Origin of the sequence: Variovorax monticola (genome assembly GCF_051216855.1) — a bacterium.
Taxonomy (GTDB): domain Bacteria; phylum Pseudomonadota; class Gammaproteobacteria; order Burkholderiales; family Burkholderiaceae_C; genus Variovorax.
Genome location: NZ_JBPJZP010000005.1, coordinates 398,963 through 414,138, shown reverse-complemented (window position 1 = coordinate 414,138; position 15,176 = coordinate 398,963). Strand labels below are relative to the sequence as shown.

Sequence of the window (15,176 nt, the reverse complement as noted above, 5' to 3'; positions counted from 1 at the left end):
ACAAACGCGCCCGAGGGCGCGTTTTTTCATGGGCGGCCGCAATACCGCAATACCGCAATACCGCGATGCGCGTCAGCGCAGCTTCTCGTTCTTCAGTATTTCGCTGGCGAGCTGCGTCGACATGTTCGTCGCCGCGCGCTTGGCGGACAGGCCGAACTCGCCCTTGAACTCGCTGAACTCGGCCTCGCCCCGGCCCGAGGCCTTGACGCGCGTGAGTTCGACGCCAGCCGGGTCGCTCACCACGCACGACACCTCGGTGGTGAAGTACGTGGGAGGCCAGGTGAAGGGCGACGGGGAGCCCGAGTCGGTCTTGATCTCGGGCGTGAAGACGAGCGCGGCGCCCGATGCCTGGACCGCGGCGGCGTCGGCGGCGGACTTCAGGACGACCACGTCCTGGTAAACGGCGCGCAGCGCGTCGCGAATCGACTTTTCCAGGTCGCGGTAGGGGTAGTAGCTGACGCGGTCACCGCCGCCGCCGGGCGTCACGGCCTGCAGGGCACGCTGGGCGTCGGTCATGGTGTAGGCCACCTTCTTCTGGACCAGGGTGGCTTCCACGCGCGGCGGCGCGGTGTCGGTGCCGACGTTGATGGGATGCGCACAGCCGACGAGCACGGCTGCGAAGGACAGCGCCATGACGGCGCGAAGGGTTCGGGAAACAAGGGACATGAATTTCTTCTCCTGATGCTGTTGGGTCATTGGGCGAGGGCGGCGGCGAACTGGGGGTCGGAATACACCTGCCGCAGCAGCGTGCGCACAAGGTCCGAATAGGCCGCCTGGCCTGCGGGAATGGCCACGATGCCCGCAAAGCTGGACTCGAAGCGGGTGTTCGCCTTGTAGGTTTTTTTGAGCCGTTGCACGCCCTCGCGCGTGACTTCGATCTGCACTTCCATCGCGCCCGTGCCCGTGACGACGTTCGACACGCTGATCTCGTTGCCGAGGATGCGGGCGTCGATGCGCGTGCGGGACCTGGCGTCGTACGCCGAAACCTCCTTGAGGTCGCTGACCAGCGCGTCCTCCAGGTACTTGGCGAAGGTGCCGCTGGGGGAAACCAGGCGTGCACCGCGCAACGACAGGTTGTTGACCGGATCGTTCGGGTCGGTGGGTTGCACCTTCACCACCGCGACTGCGGCGGGTTTGCTTGCCTTGAGCCTGTCAAGGACTTCGTAGTCCGCCGCGTAGGGCGGGGCCTTCAGCTGCGCGCAGCCCGTTGCGAGAACGGCCAGGGCACAGAAGGCAGCACCGTGCATGCGAGTGATCGCCATGCTCTCCTCCTCTTGGTTGTTGGAGGCGCGACGGTAACATGAGGTTACGTCGTTTGCATGGCACTTCGTCACGCCCTTCGGCGTGCACCGAAACTCAAACCGGCTCGAGCACGTGAATCAGCCGGCTCTCGACGAGTTCCTTCGTCTTCGCGCCATGCGCCTTCATGTGCGGCGCCACCCCGTGGGCCTGCAGGTGGGCCAGCGTTTCCCACTTCTCGATGACGACGAAGGTCTCGGGTCCGAAGCTGGCCTTGGACGCGGGAATGCCCTGCGCATCGACCGTGGCGCCGTACTCGATGCAGCCCGCTTCGGCCAGCACGGCCGCGCGGTTGGCGGCAAAGGCCTCGAGCAAGGCGGCGCGCTGGCCCGGCTTGGCGGTGATGACTGCGACGACGTGAATCATGTGAAAGGTCTCCAGGGTGTGTAGGAATTTCGACGGTCGAATCTAAAAGGTTTCGCGCCGTCGCGCAGAGGGCGCGGGTCCGGTGGGCGACAAGGCCACGGGCTTGTACCTATCATCGCCCGCATGTTCTTTCCGCTGCCCCGCACGGCCACCGCGCCTTTCTGCCCGTCCGAAGTGAAGGGCAGCGTCGCCGTTGCGCAAGACCTGCCCTTCTTCAAGAAACTGATGCGCTACGCGGGCCCCGGCCTGCTCGTGTCGGTCGGCTACATGGACCCCGGCAACTGGGCCACCGACATCGAGGCCGGCTCGCGCTTCGGCTACGGCCTCCTGTTCGTGGTGCTGCTCGCGAGCCTGGCGGCGATGCTCCTGCAGACGCTGTGCGTGCGCCTGGGCCTGGTCACGCAGAAGGACCTGGCGCGCGCCTGCCGCGACCACTATTCGCCGCGCGTCAATCGCCTGCTGTGGCTGGGCGCCGAGCTGGCCATCGTGGCCTGCGACCTGGCCGAGGTGCTGGGCAGCGCGCTGGCGCTGCACCTGCTGTTCGGCGTGTCGATTCCGGTGGGCATCGCCATCACGGCCTTCGACACGCTGCTGGTGCTGGGCCTGCAGGGCGCGGGCTTCCGGCGCGTGGAGGCCATCGTGCTCGGGCTGGTGGGCACCATCGCGGGCTGCTTCATCGTCGAGCTGGCGATGGCGCCGCCCAACTGGTTCGGCGTGGCGATGGGCTTCGCGCCCAGCCTGGAGCGGCTGCACCAGCCGGGCGCGCTGTACCTGGCCATCGGCATCGTCGGCGCCACCGTGATGCCGCACAACCTGTACCTGCATTCGTCCATCGTGCAGACCCGGCTCGTGGCCGACACTGACGCCGCGCGGCGCGAGGCGGTGCGCTTCTGCACGCTCGACGCGGTGGTGTCGCTGTCGCTCGCGCTGCTGGTCAACGCGGCCATCATGGTGCTGGCGGCCAGCGCCTTCCACGCCACGGGCCACCGCGAAGTGGCAGAGATCGACGACGCCTACCGGCTGCTCGAACCCATCGTGGGCAGCGCCTTCGCGGCCACGCTGTTCGGCATCGCGCTGCTGGCCTCGGGGCAGAGCTCGACCTTCACCGGCACCATCGCGGGCCAGATCATCATGGAAGGCTTTCTCGACCTGAAGATCCCATGCTGGCAGCGCCGCCTGATCACGCGCCTGCTGGCGCTGGGCCCGGCGTTTCTCGGCGTGTGGTGGTTCGGCGATGGCGGCGTGGGCAAGATGCTGGTGCTCAGCCAGGTGGTGTTGAGCTTTCAGCTGCCATTCGCGATGTGGCCGCTGATTCGCTTCACGAGCCGGCGCGACATGATGGGCAGCTTCGCCAACGGGCCGGTGGTCAAGCTGCTGGCCTGGGGCCTTTTCGGCGTGATCGGCGCGGCCAACGTGTGGCTGGTGGCGTCGGTGCTCAGCGGCGGCTGAGCGCCGGCTCGGCGGGGTCCTTGCCGAGCGCCGCCGCCATGAAATCGACGAAGGCCCGCACGCGCGCCGAGAGCTGGTGGCGCTGCGGGTACACCGCGTGAATGTCGGCGTCGGGCGTGCGGCAGTGGGCCAGCACCTGCACCAGCCGGCCGCTGCGCAGGTAGCGCGCAATGTCCCACTCGGCGCGCATCAGGATGCCGTGGCCGTCCAGCGCCCAGTTGACCGCGATCTCGCCGTCGTTGGTGCTGAGCGCGCCGCGCGTCTTCACGGCCTCGGTGCGCTGCGCCGTGCCGCGTCCCGTGCTCAGGCGCCACACGCCGTAGGCCTCGTCGCCCTGGCGGATGCCGATGCAGCGGTGGTGCGTGAGGTCGTTCGGTACCTTGGGCGTGCCGGCCCGCGCCAGGTAGGCGGGCGAGGCGCACAGCAGGCGCCGGTTCGACGCGAGGCGCCGCGCGATCACGCGCGCCTCGGGCGGCGCACCGAAGCGGATGCAGACGTCGAAGGCGTCGTCGGTCAGCGGCGGCGGGTTGACCGAGAGCTGCAGCTGCACCTCCACCTGCGGATGCCTGCGCACGAACTTCGAGATGAGCGGCGCCACATGGCTGCGCCCGAAGCCCAGCGTGGCGTTCACGCGCAGCAGGCCCTGCGCCTCGCCCTTGGCGCCGCCGAGCTGCTGCGCCATGTCGTCGATCTCGCCGAGGATGCGCCGCGCGCTGGCCACGTAGAGCTCGCCCTCGGGCGTGAGGCTCATGCGCCGCGTGGTGCGGTTCACCAGCGTGACGCCCAGGCGCGCTTCCATCAGCGCGAGCCGCTTGCTCACGGCCGGCGTGCTGATGCCGAGCTCGCGCGCCGCGGCGCTCAGGCTGCCGCAGGCCGCGAGCGTGGCGAAGAAGCCGAGGTCGGCGGGCTGGACGGGGGATGTCATGGCCACCTCATTGTTGAATTGAAGTTAAGGATGGATTCACTTCCGGCATGAATCGTTCGGCGCATCGAATCCTACAGTGGGCTCTTGCGACGGCACACATTCACAAGAAGGACATCGATGAGCAGCTACAGCATTGCCACCATTCCCGGCGACGGCATCGGCAAGGAAGTGATCCCCGCGGGTCGCCAGGTGATGGAAGCGCTGGCCGCGGCCTCCGGCGGCGCGCTGCAGTTCAGCTTCGAGGACTTCGGCTGGGGCGGCGACTGGTACCGCGCGCACGGCGAGATGATGCCGGCCGACGGCCTGGACGCGCTGCGCCACAAGGACGCCATTCTGTTCGGCTCCGCGGGCGACCCGCACATTCCCGACCACATCACGCTGTGGGGCCTGCGCCTGAAGATCTGCCAGGGCTTCGACCAGTACGCCAACGTGCGGCCCACGCGCATCCTGCCGGGCATCGACGGCCCGCTCAAGCGCTGCGCGCCGGGCCAGCTCGACTGGGTGATCGTGCGCGAGAACTCCGAGGGCGAGTACGCGGGCGTCGGCGGCCGCGTGCACCAGGGCCACCCGATCGAGGCCGCCACCGACGTGAGCATGATGACCCGCGCGGGCGTGGAACGCATCATGCGGTTCGCCTTCGCCCTGGCCCGCTCGCGGCCGCGCAAGCTGCTCACGGTGGTGACCAAGAGCAACGCGCAGCGCCACGCGATGGTGATGTGGGACGAGATCGCGCTGCAGATCTCCAGGGAGTTCCCCGACGTCGCCTGGGACAAGGAGCTGGTCGACGCCTGCACCGCGCGCATGGTCAACCGCCCGGCCACGCTGGACACCATCGTCGCCACCAACCTGCACGCCGACATCCTGAGCGACCTGGCGGCCGCGCTGGCAGGCAGCCTGGGCATCGCGCCCACCGGCAACATCGACCCCGAGCGCCGCTACCCCTCGATGTTCGAGCCCATCCACGGCTCGGCCTTCGACATCATGGGCAAGGGACTGGCCAACCCGGTCGGGACCTTCTGGTCGGTGGTGATGCTGCTCGAGCATCTGGGCGAGGCCGAGGCCGCGCGCCGCGTGATGGCGGCGGTGGAGCACGTCACGGCCGACCCGTCGCTGCACACGCGCGACCTGGGCGGCAGCGCGACCACGGCGCAGGTGACGCGCGCGGTGTGCGAACACATCGCCGGCGTGCCGCAGCGCCTTGCGGCCTGACGGCGGGGTGCCCTGATGGCACTGAAGGCCTGATCGATCTCGAGCGACCCGACGGTATCCGCGCGCCTCGATGCGCGCACCACGACAACGAGCCGGAGACAAACACCATGACCGCTTCCTTCCACGCGCGCCGTCGGCGCACCGTGCTTCGCGCCACCGCTTTGGCGCTCGGCCTGGGTGCGACCGCGCTGGCCTTCGCGCAGCAACCCGCCGGCTGGCCCGCGCGGCCCATCAGCCTCGTCGTGCCCTTCCCCGCGGGCGGCACCACCGACGTGCTGGCGCGTGCGCTGGCCGACAAGCTCTCGCAGTCGCTGGGCCAGCCCGTGGTGGTCGAGAGCCGGCCCGGCGCCGGCGCCACGCTCGGCGCCGACTACGTGGCCAAGGCCAGGCCCGACGGCTACACGCTGCTGATGGGCGCGGTGCACCACACCATCGCCACCAGCGTCTACAAGAAGCTGCCCTACGACTTCCAGAAAGACCTGGCGCCCGTCACCGTGGTGGCCATGGTGCCCAACGTGCTGGTCGTCAATGCGGCCCAGACGCCCGCGAAGAACGTGGCCGAACTGGTGGCGCTGGCCAAGGCCGCGCCCGAGAAGCTGGCCTACGGCTCCAACGGCAACGGCACGGCGCAGCACCTGATCGGCACGCAGTTCCAGGCCAGCACCGGCACCACGCTGCTGCACGTGCCCTACAAGGGCAGCGGCCCGCTCACCACCGACCTGCTCGGCGGGCAGGTGGCGATGTCCTTCGACACCATCACGCCGGTGCTGCAGCACATCAAGAGCGGCAAGCTGCGCGCGCTGGCCGTGACCACGGCGCGCCGCTCGTCGGTGCTGCCCGACGTGCCCACGCTGGAAGAAGCGGGGCTCAAGGGGTTCGACATCGGCACCTGGTTCGGTGTGCTCGCGCCGGCGGCCACGCCGAAGGACATCGTGGCGCGGCTCAATGCCGAGATGGTGAAGATCATCCACTCGCCCGACTTCGCGCAGCGCATGCAGGCCATCGGCGCCGAGCCGCTGGGCGGCACGCAGGCCGAGATGGCGCGGCAGATCCGGGAGGAGACGGCCAAGTTCGCGAAGCTGGTGAAGGAAGGCGGCGTGGCGATCGAGTAGCGCGCGCCATCGGGCCATCGGGCCGTCGTGCCGTCGGTTACCGGTGCGCACACCTTGGCGCAGCTGGCAACACGCCGAGCCCCTACGATGGGAATTCCTGAACTCCCGTTGTTCCGCCATGTTCATCGTCACCCTCACCTACGTGCGCCCGCTCGAGGAACTCGACGCGCTGATGGACGCGCATGTCACCTGGCTCAAGAAGCACTACGCGAGCGGCCTGTTCGTGGCCTCAGGGCGACAGGTGCCGCGCAAGGGCGGCGTGATTCTGGCGCGCTCGGGCGACCGGGACGCGCTCGACGCGGTGCTGGCACGCGACCCGTTCGTGCAGAACGGCGTGGCCCACACCCACGTGCTGGAGTTCGTTCCGAGCATGACCGCGCTGGGCGCCGAGGTGCTGAAGACCCTCTGACGCCCCGGCCCGCAGGGGCCCGTCAGACCGCGGGCACTTCCTCGCGCCCGCCCGGGTGCTTCGCGAAGCGCGCGGTGTCGCTGCCGTGCACCGGCGCCGCGTCGTCGAAGGGCCAGCCGCCGAACTGCGTGCGCCGGTAGTCGGCCATGGTCTGATTGATTTCGGCCTGCGTGTTCATCACGAAGGGGCCGTACTGCACCACCGGCTCGGCGATCGGGCGGCCCTGCAGCACCAGGAACTCGCTCGCCTCGTCGGGGCCGTTGACCAGCTCCACGTCCATGTCCGCGCGCAGCTCGATGGCCGCCGGGCCCTGCACGCGCTGGCCGCCCACGTGCGCCGTCGCGCCCTTGAAGAAGTACAGCATGCGCCGCGTGCCTTCGCCCGTGGCGGCGGGCAGCGTCCATTGCGCGCCGGGCGTCATCTTCAGCGTCCAGATGGCCACGTCGGCGTCGGCCTGCGCGGCCCACGAATCGGGCGGCGGCGCCAGCGGCTGGATCGGCGCCTGGCCGTTCACGGCGTCGCCGAGCCGGCCCGCGATCACCGCGACGTCGGTGCGCCCGCCCTTGGCGTCGTCGGACGCGAAGCGCGGAATGTCGTCGGACCACAGCATCGTGAAATGCGGCTCGGCCATCTTGCTGCGCGCCGGCAGGTTGAGCCAGATCTGGAACAGCTCCAGCGGGTTCGGCGCGCCGGCGTCGAGCAGCGGGAACATCTCGGAATGCACGATGCCCTTGCCGGCCGTGAGCCACTGCACGTCGCCGCCGCCGAAGCGCGCGGTGGCGCCCAGCGAGTCGGAGTGGTCGACCAGGCCCTTGCGCACGATGGTCACCGTCTCGAAGCCGCGGTGCGGGTGCGAGGGAAAGCCCGGCACCGTGTCGCCGTGGTACATGCTCCAGCCGTCCTTGCGGCTGAAGTCCTGGCCGATCTGGCGCCCTGCCAGCGAGGATTCGGGGCCCATGCGGGCGTTGCCCTGCGGGTAGGCGTCGTCGTGGTACACGCAGAACAGGAACGGGTCGATGGTCTGCCACGGGAACCCGAGGGGCGCCACCTGCAGGACGGGGCTGTTGCGCTGGCTGTTGTTGTCTTCGGACATGTCGTTGTTCCTTTCCATGGGGGGCATGGCCGATGGTGCCTTGCCGATGGATGGAATATCGGGGCGCAGGCGCCTTCCGGTAGGTGCCTTGCCTGCAACAGTGAAGAGCGCGTATGGAACGATGGGCATCGCTCTTTCCTGTTGCCCGGTCGCTCGATGCCTTACTGCTTGGGCATTTCGACGTTCGGGTCCATGAACACCAGCTCCCACAGGTGGCCGTCGATGTCCTGGAAGCCGTGACCGTACATGAAGCCGTGGTCCTGCGGCGCGCGTGGCGTGGTGCCGCCGGCCGCCACCGCCTTGGCCACCAGGTCGTCGACCTCGGCGCGGCTCTCGCACGACAGGCACAGCAGCACCTCGGTGGTCTTGCCGGTGTCGGCGATGGCCTTGGTCGTGAAGGTCTTGAAGAATTCTTCCACCAGCAGCATGACGTGGATGCTGTCCTTCTGCACCACCATGCACGCGGCGTTGGCGTCGGTGAACTGCGGGTTGAAGGTGTAGCCCAATGCGGCGAAGAAGGCCTTGGTCTTGTCGAGGTTCTTGACGGGGAGGTTCACGAAGATCTGCTTGGTGGCCATGGTGTCGTCCTGTGTTGATGAAAAGGGTTCGGGGGCTGCCGACATATTGTGTACGCCGTCCACAAACGATAGCAAAGAAGATCCGCGGCGTCTACATGAATCGTCGGCAGGGGGTTTTGCGCTGCCGGCGGGTGCGGCGCGCGCATCATCGGCGGCTATGGAAATCGAGTTCAAGTTCTGCATTCCCCCCGCCCGCCTGAAGGCCGTCGAAGCCGCCCTGAAGCGCGGCGCCGTCGTGCGCACCCGCCTGCAGGCCCGCTACTTCGACACCGCCGACCAGCGGCTGGCCGCCGGCGGCATGGTGCTGCGGCTGCGCAAGGAAGGCCCGCGCTGGGTGCAGACCGTGAAGGCCACGGGCGACAACGCGCTGCACCGGCTGGAGCACAACGTCGACCTGGGCACGGCGGGCAAGGCGCCGCACATCGATCCGCAGCGCCACCACGGCACGCCCGTGGGCGAGCGGCTCGCCAGGCTGCTGGCCGAGGGTGACGGCGGTGCTGCTGTGTTGGTCGAGCGGCAATCGACCGACATCGTGCGGCTCACGCGCGACGTGCGCGTGACGGGGCCCGGCGGCGCGGTGGTCGAGATGGCGCTGGACGTCGGCAAGGTCGTCGCGCACGCGGGCACGCCCGAACAGCGCGAATCGCCCGTCTGCGAGCTGGAGCTGGAACTGAAAAGCGGCGACGTGCAGGGCCTGGTGTCGCTCGCGCGGCGCTGGTCGCAGCAGCATGGGCTGTGGTTCAGCACGGTGTCGAAGGCGGAGCGCGGCGCGCGGCTGCTGGCAGCGCAGGAGAGCGTGAACGCAGTGAAGGCCGAGCCGCCGCGCTTCGCCGAGCAGCACCCCGACGGCCGAGCGATTCAGCAGGCCGTGGTCGCGTCCTGCCTGGCGCAGATGCTGCCGAACGCCAGCGAGATCGCGGCGGGCACCGTCGAGCCTGCGGACGAAGAGCAGGTTCACCAGTTGCGCATCGGCATCCGCCGGCTGCGCACGGCGCTGCGCGAATTGGCGCCGCTCGATGCAGAGTCAGGGCTTTTCGAGGCGGCCACGTGGGAGCCGCCGCTGGTCGACGCCTTCCGCGCGCTCGGCGAATTGCGCGACCGCGAACAGGTCGTGAAGCTCGCGCAGCCCCGGCTGCGCGAGGCGGGCGGGCCGGCGTTCGACCCGCTGGCGGGCGATGCGGCGGCCCACTCGCCGTCGGCCGGCGACGTCGTGCGTGCGCCGGCGTTCCAGAACGTGCTCGTCTCACTGATCGGTTTCACCGCCCTGGCGCCGGTGGAATCCGCAGCGGCCAGCGCCGACGAAGCGCGCCGCCTGCTGCGCAAGCGCCTGCAGCGGCTGCACACGCAGGCGGTGCGTGACGGCGAGCGCTTCGAGTCGCTGGCCACCGACAACCAGCACCGCGTGCGCAAGCGGCTCAAGCGCCTGCGCTACCTGGGGGAGTTCGTGGCGCCGCTGTTCGAGGGCGAAGACAAGGAGGCCGCCGAGCGCTACCTGAGGGCGCTGCGGCCCGCGCAGGACGCGCTGGGCGAGTTCAACGACGAGGCGGTGGCGCTGGCGCTGTACCGCGAGGCCACGCAACGCGATGCGCGGGCGTGGTTCGCGGTCGGCTGGTTCACCGCGCGCCATGCGGGTGGCGCGAAGGCCTGCCGCAAGGCGCTGGAGAAGATCGCGGACGCGCCGAGGTTCTGGAAGAAGAACTGAGCGGCCGTCGGGCCTGAAGACCCGGCCGCGTCAGTCGTCAGTGATGGTGCCCGTGCGCCCCATGCACATGCTTGTGCTCGATCTCCACCGGCAGCGCCGTGCGCACGTCCGTCACCTGCAGGCTGAACTTCAGCGCCTTGCCGGCCCACGGATGGTTCCCGTCGAGCAGCACGACCGGGCCCTTGATCTTCATCACCGTGAAGACATGCTCGGTGCCGTCGTCCAGGCGGCCTTGCAGCTGTCCGCCGATCTTCACGCCGGGCGGAAATTCGGCCTTGGGAATGCTGCGCACCAGCGCCTCGTCGCGCTGGCCGAAGGCGTCTTCGGGCGACAGGGTCACCACGGTCTGGTAGCCCTTTTCCTTGCCGTCGAGCGCTTCCTCGATCTTGGGCAGCGTGTTCTCGTAGCCGCCATGCAGGTAGGCCATCGGCTCGGGGCTCGCCTCGATGAGTTTGCCCTGGGCGTCGGAGACTTTGTATTGGATGGTGACGACGGTGTCTTTTTCGATTTTCATGAAGTGATTGCCTGACGGATGCGGATCGACGAATTTTCCTGCATTCCGAGCCGGGGCGATTCCTTCGTGACGGGCCCATCAGGAAGCATCGCGCCCGCCTTTTTTTCCAGCAGCGAGCGTTCCGCCCGTTCCAGTTCCTTGAGGTCCTCGGCGTCGGCTTCCCGCGCCTGCGCCTCGCGCCGCTGCATGTCGAACCTTTCATACCGTTCGTGCGCGATCTCGACCATCGCGTCGTGACTCATGCGTCCGGCTCCTTTGAGCAATGGGCTTTCATTGAACTCGATGAACGTGTCGACATAAGCGCGCCAGTCCGCCATGCGCAGGTCTTTGCGCCTCTGGGCGCGAAGCTCTGCGAAGTCCAGGAACAGGATGACGATTCGATTGAGGTGATCGATCTCGTCGGCGTCGAGGTAGTTCTTCGGATGAACATCTTGTTCTGTACTTCGGCGAAGAACAGACCCACTGAAACCGTGTCGTCCCTGTAGTCCACCGACAGCGCGAAAAGCTCACGAACTTTTTGATAGAAGCGCTTTTCCGACGCCCGACTTCAGAGGTCGACGAACCTCTCGCTTGCCTTCGATTCGAACCATGAAGTCGTCCTTAATAGTTGCCTCGGGCAATAACTCACCCTCATCGAGCACGTTCTTGATATGGATGTTGACGTTCGGAATCGAGGTCTGGAACAGCGCCGCCAGCTCCATCTGCGTCAGCCATACGGTGCCGTCCCTTGCGCGCAGGAAGAACCGGGCACTGCCGTCCTCCGTGGCGTAGAGCACCAGTTCTCCCTGGCCCGAAGGTTCTTCTTCGTCTGCTGAATCACGCATGAGCGAGTTCTTTCAGGTAGTTGTCCATCTGCTTTTCTCGAGGCGCCGGTTCGAGCGTGAGTGGCGCGCAAGGCAATGAGCTTACGGCGCAACGTCAGACAGCACGTCCAGTTGCCCCAGCTTGCCGATCACCATCTCGATGAACGCAGCCACCGCCAGCGGCAGGTGCTTGCGGCTCGGGTAGACCACGCTCAGCCCGCGCCCCGTGTACGCGTACTGCGGCAGCACCCGCACGAGCAGGCCTTCGTGCTCGTCGCGCGTCGCCATCGACGGCGGCAGCTGCGCGATGCCCAGGCCGGCCAGCGCGGCCTTGCGCAGCGCCTGCGCCGTGTTGCCCGTGAAGCGCCCGGCGACCTGCACTTCTTCTTCCACTCCGTCGGGGCCCATGAGCCGCCATGTGGTGTGGCCGGACGGATGCGGCGGCGTCACGCAGTCGTGGTTCGCCAGCGCCTGCAAAGTCGCGGGCGCGCCGCGCCGCGCGAGGTAGGCGGGGCTGGCCAGCAGGCCGCCGCTGCGCGTGGCCAGCCGCCGGCCGATGTAGCCCGAATCGCGCAGCACGCCGCCGCGGAACGCCACGTCGATCTGCTCGGCGATCAGGTCGGCGGTCGCGTCGCTAAGCACGAAATCGAGCCTGACCAGGGGGTGTTCGGCCAAAAAGTCCGCCACCCATTCCATCGGGAAGAAATCGAAGAAATCGGCCGGCGCCGCCACCCGCACCAACCCGCTCGGCGCCTGCCCGCCCGCCACCAGTTCCTGCCCCGCCGCCACCAGCCCGTCGACCGCCCCCGCGCACCGGTCGTGAAAGGCCTGCCCCGCGCTGGTCAGCGTCAGCTTGCGCGTGGAACGCTGCATCAGCCGCGTGCCCAGCTGCGCCTCGAGCTGCTGGACGCGCCGGCTCACGGTGTTGGGCGGCAGGCCGAGCCGGCGGGCGGCCTCGGCAAAGCTGCCGTGGCGCACCACCTGCACGAACATGGCGATGTCGTTGAGGTCGAGCATGGGCGGTGATTCCTTCTGATTTTGGACGAGTGCAATCCGACTCTACCGTCTAGTCGATCAATGGGTGCGTGCCTAACCTTGTACCCATGACTTCCTCATCCCGCACCTCCCCCACCCAGCGCCGCGTCGTCTGGGGCATTCGCATCCTCCTGGCGCTGGCTTTCGGCGCGGCCGGCGTGTCCAAGCTCGCCGGCGTGCCGCAGATGGTCCAGGTGTTCGACGCCATCGGCTTCGGCCAGTGGTTCCGCTACGTGACCGGGCTGGTCGAGCTCGGCGGCGTGGTGCTGCTGCTCGTGCCGGCCACCGGCTTCTTCGGCGGCCTGCTGCTGGCCGCGACCATGGTCTGCGCCGTGGCCACGCACGTGGTGCTGATCGGCGGCAACCCCGCGCCGGCGGTGGTGCTGGCGCTGCTGTCGGGCTTCGTGGCGTGGCGCCTGCGTCCGGTGCCGCAGCAGGCGGCCATCGCGGCCTGATCGATTTCTTCTTGTCCCCCATTCCGGAGTACCCCATGACCCAACCGAACACCGCCAGGGAGACCGCATGACCACCGACACAGTCACGCAGGCCCGCGCCATCGTCCACCGCACGCGCGGCGCCAGGCACGGCGGCATCACGCGGCTGGTGAGCCCGGGCGACCTGGGCGAGTTTCTCAAGCCCTTCGTTTTCCTCGACCTCTTCGGCTTCGACACCACGGGCGGCCACAAGGGCTTCGGCCTGCATCCGCACTCGGGCATCGCCACGCTCACTTACCTGATCGAAGGCGACACGCTGTACGAAGACACGATCGGTGAGCAGGGCACGCTGCGGGGCGGCGGCGTGGAGTGGATGCGCGCCGGCAACGGCGTGTGGCATACCGGCGGCCCCGCGCCGGGCGTGACGCGCGTGCGCGGCTTCCAGTTGTGGGTGGCGCTGCCGGCTTCGGAAGAAAACGCGCCCGCGCAAAGCGTTTACCTCACGCCCTCGCAGGTGCCGCAGGAAGGCCCGGCGCGCGTGCTGCTCGGGCGCCACGGCGCGGCGCGCAGCGCCATCGCGGCGCCCGCGTCGATGAACTACCTGGCCGTGCAGCTGAAAGACGGCGAGCACTGGCGCTACGTGCCGCCGGCCGGGCACACGGTGGGTTGGGTCGCGGTCAACGAAGGCGCGCTCGACACCGGCGACGACCGGGGCGGCCCCATCGGCGGTGGCGAACTCGCGGTGTTCGAGGAGTCGCAGGACGCGATCGACTTCACGGCCCGTGGCGACACGGCCTTCGTGCTGGGCTCGGCGGTGAAGCATCCGCACGAACTGGTCATGGGCCACTACTCGGTGCACACGAGCCGCTCGACCCTCGAGCAGGGCGAGGCCGAGATCCGGCGCATCGGCGCGAAGCTGCGGCAGGAAGGCCGGCTCGGGTAAAGCCGCCGAAACCCAGGCGTGCGCGCGGCGGGCGGCTGCGCCAGAATCGTTCGCTCCTTCGAACGACTTCCCGCACCACGCCCCGCCATGAACATCGCCGACGCCTTTCTTGCCAACGCCGCGCGCTTCGTCGAGATCCGACGCGACATCCACGCCCACCCCGAACTCGGTTTCGAGGAGCACCGCACCTCCGAGAAGGTCGCCAACCTGCTCACCGAGTGGGGCATCGAGGTGCACCGCGGCATCGCGGGCACGGGCCTGGTGGGCGTGCTGCGCAAGGGCACGGGCATGCGCACCATCGGCCTGCGCGCCGACATGGACGCGCTGCCGCTGCACGAGGCCAACGACTTCGCCCACAAGTCGACGAACCCCGGCCGCATGCACGCCTGCGGCCACGACGGCCACACCACCATGCTGCTGGCCGCCGCCTGGCACCTGTCGCAGCAGGGCCCCGACGATTTCGACGGCACGGTGAATTTCATCTTCCAGCCCGCCGAGGAAATGGGCAAGGCGGGCGCGAAGAAGATGATCGACGAGGGCCTGTTCGAGCGCTTTCCGTGCGACGCAGTCTTCGGGCTGCACAACTTTCCCGTCGGCGACGTGGGCCGCTTCGCGCTCAACGAAGGCGCGCTCATGGCCTCGAGCAACACCTACAGGATCACCGTGCGCGGGCGCGGCACGCACGCCTCGATGCCGCACACGGGCATCGACCCGGTGGCCGCGGTGGTCACGCTGGCGCAGCAGCTGCAGACCATCGTGCCGCGCACCATTCCCAGCACCGAGCGCGCGCTGCTCGCGGTGACGCAGCTGCAGGGCTCCGACGCGCCCAACGTCATTCCCGACGTGGCCACGGTGGGCGGCACCATCCGCACCTTTTCGTTCGACGCCATCGACAAGATCGAGGCCCGCCTGCGCGAGGTGGCGGCCGGCGTGGCGGCGGCGCACGGCTGCACGGCCGAGGTGTTCTTCAACCGCTCGTCGCCGCCGACCGTGAACCACGCGGCGGAGGCGCGCTTTGCCGCCGGCGTGATGCGCGAGGTGGTGGGCGACGACATGGTCACCGACGACTTCCCCGCCGTGATGGGCGCCGAAGACTTCGCGCACATGCTGGTCGCGCGGCCCGGCTGCTACGCGTTCCTGGGCAACGGCGACGGCGACCACCGGCTCGACGGCCACGGGCCCGGCCCTTGCATCATCCACAACACCTCGTTCGATTTCAACGACGAGATCATCCCGATCGGTGCCAGCTACTTCGTGAAACTCGCGCAGCGCTGGCTGCCGTCGGGCACCTGAAATCCTTCCCCC

Annotated in this window: 17 protein-coding genes and 1 pseudogene; 8 read left to right on the top strand and 10 right to left on the bottom strand. The window is 68.8% G+C overall.

Annotated features, from left to right (window positions below; translation table 11 throughout):
- Positions 1-72 precede the first annotated feature (72 nt).
- From ACSFA5_RS19795 to ACSFA5_RS19785, 3 genes are all read right to left on the bottom strand, one after another.
- The gene (locus ACSFA5_RS19795; protein ID WP_435445734.1) at positions 73-666 is read right to left on the bottom strand and encodes a hypothetical protein; all 594 of its coding nucleotides are present in this window, start codon (positions 664-666) and stop codon (positions 73-75) included.
- 26 nt (positions 667-692) lie between these two features.
- Positions 693-1,262: a hypothetical protein gene (locus ACSFA5_RS19790; RefSeq protein ID WP_435445733.1), complete on the bottom strand. Its 570-nt coding sequence runs from the start codon at positions 1,260-1,262 to the stop codon at positions 693-695.
- 94 nt (positions 1,263-1,356) lie between these two features.
- Positions 1,357-1,665 (bottom strand): putative quinol monooxygenase, encoded by a 309-nt coding sequence (locus ACSFA5_RS19785; RefSeq protein WP_435445732.1) that lies wholly within the window; start codon positions 1,663-1,665, stop codon positions 1,357-1,359.
- 123 nt (positions 1,666-1,788) lie between these two features.
- Here ACSFA5_RS19785 and ACSFA5_RS19780 point away from each other — a divergent pair, with 123 nt between their 5' ends.
- On the top strand, positions 1,789-3,114 hold the full coding sequence (locus ACSFA5_RS19780) for an Nramp family divalent metal transporter (protein WP_435445731.1): 1,326 nt from the start codon (positions 1,789-1,791) through the stop codon (positions 3,112-3,114).
- On the opposite strand, the gene ACSFA5_RS19775 is transcribed toward ACSFA5_RS19780, so the two are convergent.
- Positions 3,101-4,039, bottom strand: a complete 939-nt coding sequence (locus ACSFA5_RS19775) for a LysR family transcriptional regulator (protein WP_435445730.1) — start codon at positions 4,037-4,039, stop codon at positions 3,101-3,103. The two genes, ACSFA5_RS19780 and ACSFA5_RS19775, sit on opposite strands and share 14 nt — an antisense overlap.
- A 117-nt stretch (positions 4,040-4,156) precedes the next feature.
- On the opposite strand from ACSFA5_RS19775, the gene ACSFA5_RS19770 reads away from it, so the two are divergent.
- The 3 genes from ACSFA5_RS19770 (at position 4,157) to ACSFA5_RS19760 (ending at position 6,769) form a co-directional block, all read left to right on the top strand.
- Complete coding sequence (locus tag ACSFA5_RS19770; RefSeq protein WP_435445729.1) at positions 4,157-5,248, top strand: tartrate dehydrogenase; 1,092 nt, start codon at positions 4,157-4,159, stop codon at positions 5,246-5,248.
- Positions 5,249-5,355: 107 nt separating this feature from the next.
- Positions 5,356-6,360, top strand: coding sequence for a Bug family tripartite tricarboxylate transporter substrate binding protein (locus ACSFA5_RS19765; protein ID WP_435445728.1), 1,005 nt, complete (start codon positions 5,356-5,358; stop codon positions 6,358-6,360).
- A gap of 118 nt (positions 6,361-6,478) precedes the next feature.
- Positions 6,479-6,769 (top strand): YciI family protein, encoded by a 291-nt coding sequence (locus ACSFA5_RS19760; protein ID WP_435445727.1) that lies wholly within the window; start codon positions 6,479-6,481, stop codon positions 6,767-6,769.
- 22 nt (positions 6,770-6,791) lie between these two features.
- Here the strand turns inward: ACSFA5_RS19760 and ACSFA5_RS19755 are convergent, their stop codons facing one another.
- The gene (locus tag ACSFA5_RS19755; protein ID WP_435445726.1) at positions 6,792-7,862 is read right to left on the bottom strand and encodes a pirin family protein; all 1,071 of its coding nucleotides are present in this window, start codon (positions 7,860-7,862) and stop codon (positions 6,792-6,794) included.
- Positions 7,863-8,023: 161 nt separating this feature from the next.
- A complete protein-coding gene (locus tag ACSFA5_RS19750; RefSeq protein ID WP_435445725.1) occupies positions 8,024-8,440 on the bottom strand; it encodes a VOC family protein in 417 nt (138 codons plus the stop codon).
- Between the two features lie 157 nt (positions 8,441-8,597).
- Here ACSFA5_RS19750 and ACSFA5_RS19745 point away from each other — a divergent pair, with 157 nt between their 5' ends.
- The gene (locus ACSFA5_RS19745; protein ID WP_435445724.1) at positions 8,598-10,142 is read left to right on the top strand and encodes a CYTH and CHAD domain-containing protein; all 1,545 of its coding nucleotides are present in this window, start codon (positions 8,598-8,600) and stop codon (positions 10,140-10,142) included.
- A gap of 37 nt (positions 10,143-10,179) precedes the next feature.
- Here ACSFA5_RS19745 and ACSFA5_RS19740 read toward each other — a convergent pair whose 3' ends face one another.
- The 4 genes and pseudogenes from ACSFA5_RS19740 to ACSFA5_RS19725 all read right to left on the bottom strand — a co-directional run bounded on the left by ACSFA5_RS19740 (position 10,180) and on the right by ACSFA5_RS19725 (position 12,476).
- Entirely contained in the window at positions 10,180-10,656 is a 477-nt protein-coding gene (locus ACSFA5_RS19740) for an FKBP-type peptidyl-prolyl cis-trans isomerase (protein ID WP_435445723.1), read from the bottom strand.
- Positions 10,653-11,146 (bottom strand): annotated as a pseudogene (rhuM, locus tag ACSFA5_RS19735) (RhuM family protein). The gene ACSFA5_RS19740 and the pseudogene rhuM overlap by 4 nt, the downstream one beginning before the upstream one ends.
- 16 nt (positions 11,147-11,162) lie before the next feature.
- Positions 11,163-11,480, bottom strand: a complete 318-nt coding sequence (locus tag ACSFA5_RS19730) for a virulence RhuM family protein (RefSeq protein ID WP_435445722.1) — start codon at positions 11,478-11,480, stop codon at positions 11,163-11,165.
- Positions 11,481-11,561: 81 nt separating this feature from the next.
- Positions 11,562-12,476 carry a LysR family transcriptional regulator gene (locus tag ACSFA5_RS19725; protein ID WP_435445721.1) on the bottom strand — a complete coding sequence of 305 codons (915 nt, stop codon included), beginning with the start codon at positions 12,474-12,476 and terminating at the stop codon, positions 11,562-11,564.
- 86 nt (positions 12,477-12,562) lie between these two features.
- Between ACSFA5_RS19725 and ACSFA5_RS19720 the strand changes: the two genes are divergently transcribed.
- The 3 genes from ACSFA5_RS19720 (at position 12,563) to ACSFA5_RS19710 (ending at position 15,164) form a co-directional block, all read left to right on the top strand.
- A complete protein-coding gene (locus tag ACSFA5_RS19720) occupies positions 12,563-12,949 on the top strand; it encodes a DoxX family protein (RefSeq protein WP_435445720.1) in 387 nt (128 codons plus the stop codon).
- A gap of 67 nt (positions 12,950-13,016) precedes the next feature.
- Complete coding sequence (locus tag ACSFA5_RS19715; protein WP_435445719.1) at positions 13,017-13,871, top strand: pirin family protein; 855 nt, start codon at positions 13,017-13,019, stop codon at positions 13,869-13,871.
- A gap of 87 nt (positions 13,872-13,958) precedes the next feature.
- Complete coding sequence (locus tag ACSFA5_RS19710; protein ID WP_435445718.1) at positions 13,959-15,164, top strand: M20 aminoacylase family protein; 1,206 nt, start codon at positions 13,959-13,961, stop codon at positions 15,162-15,164.
- The last annotated feature ends 12 nt before the right edge of the window (positions 15,165-15,176 follow it).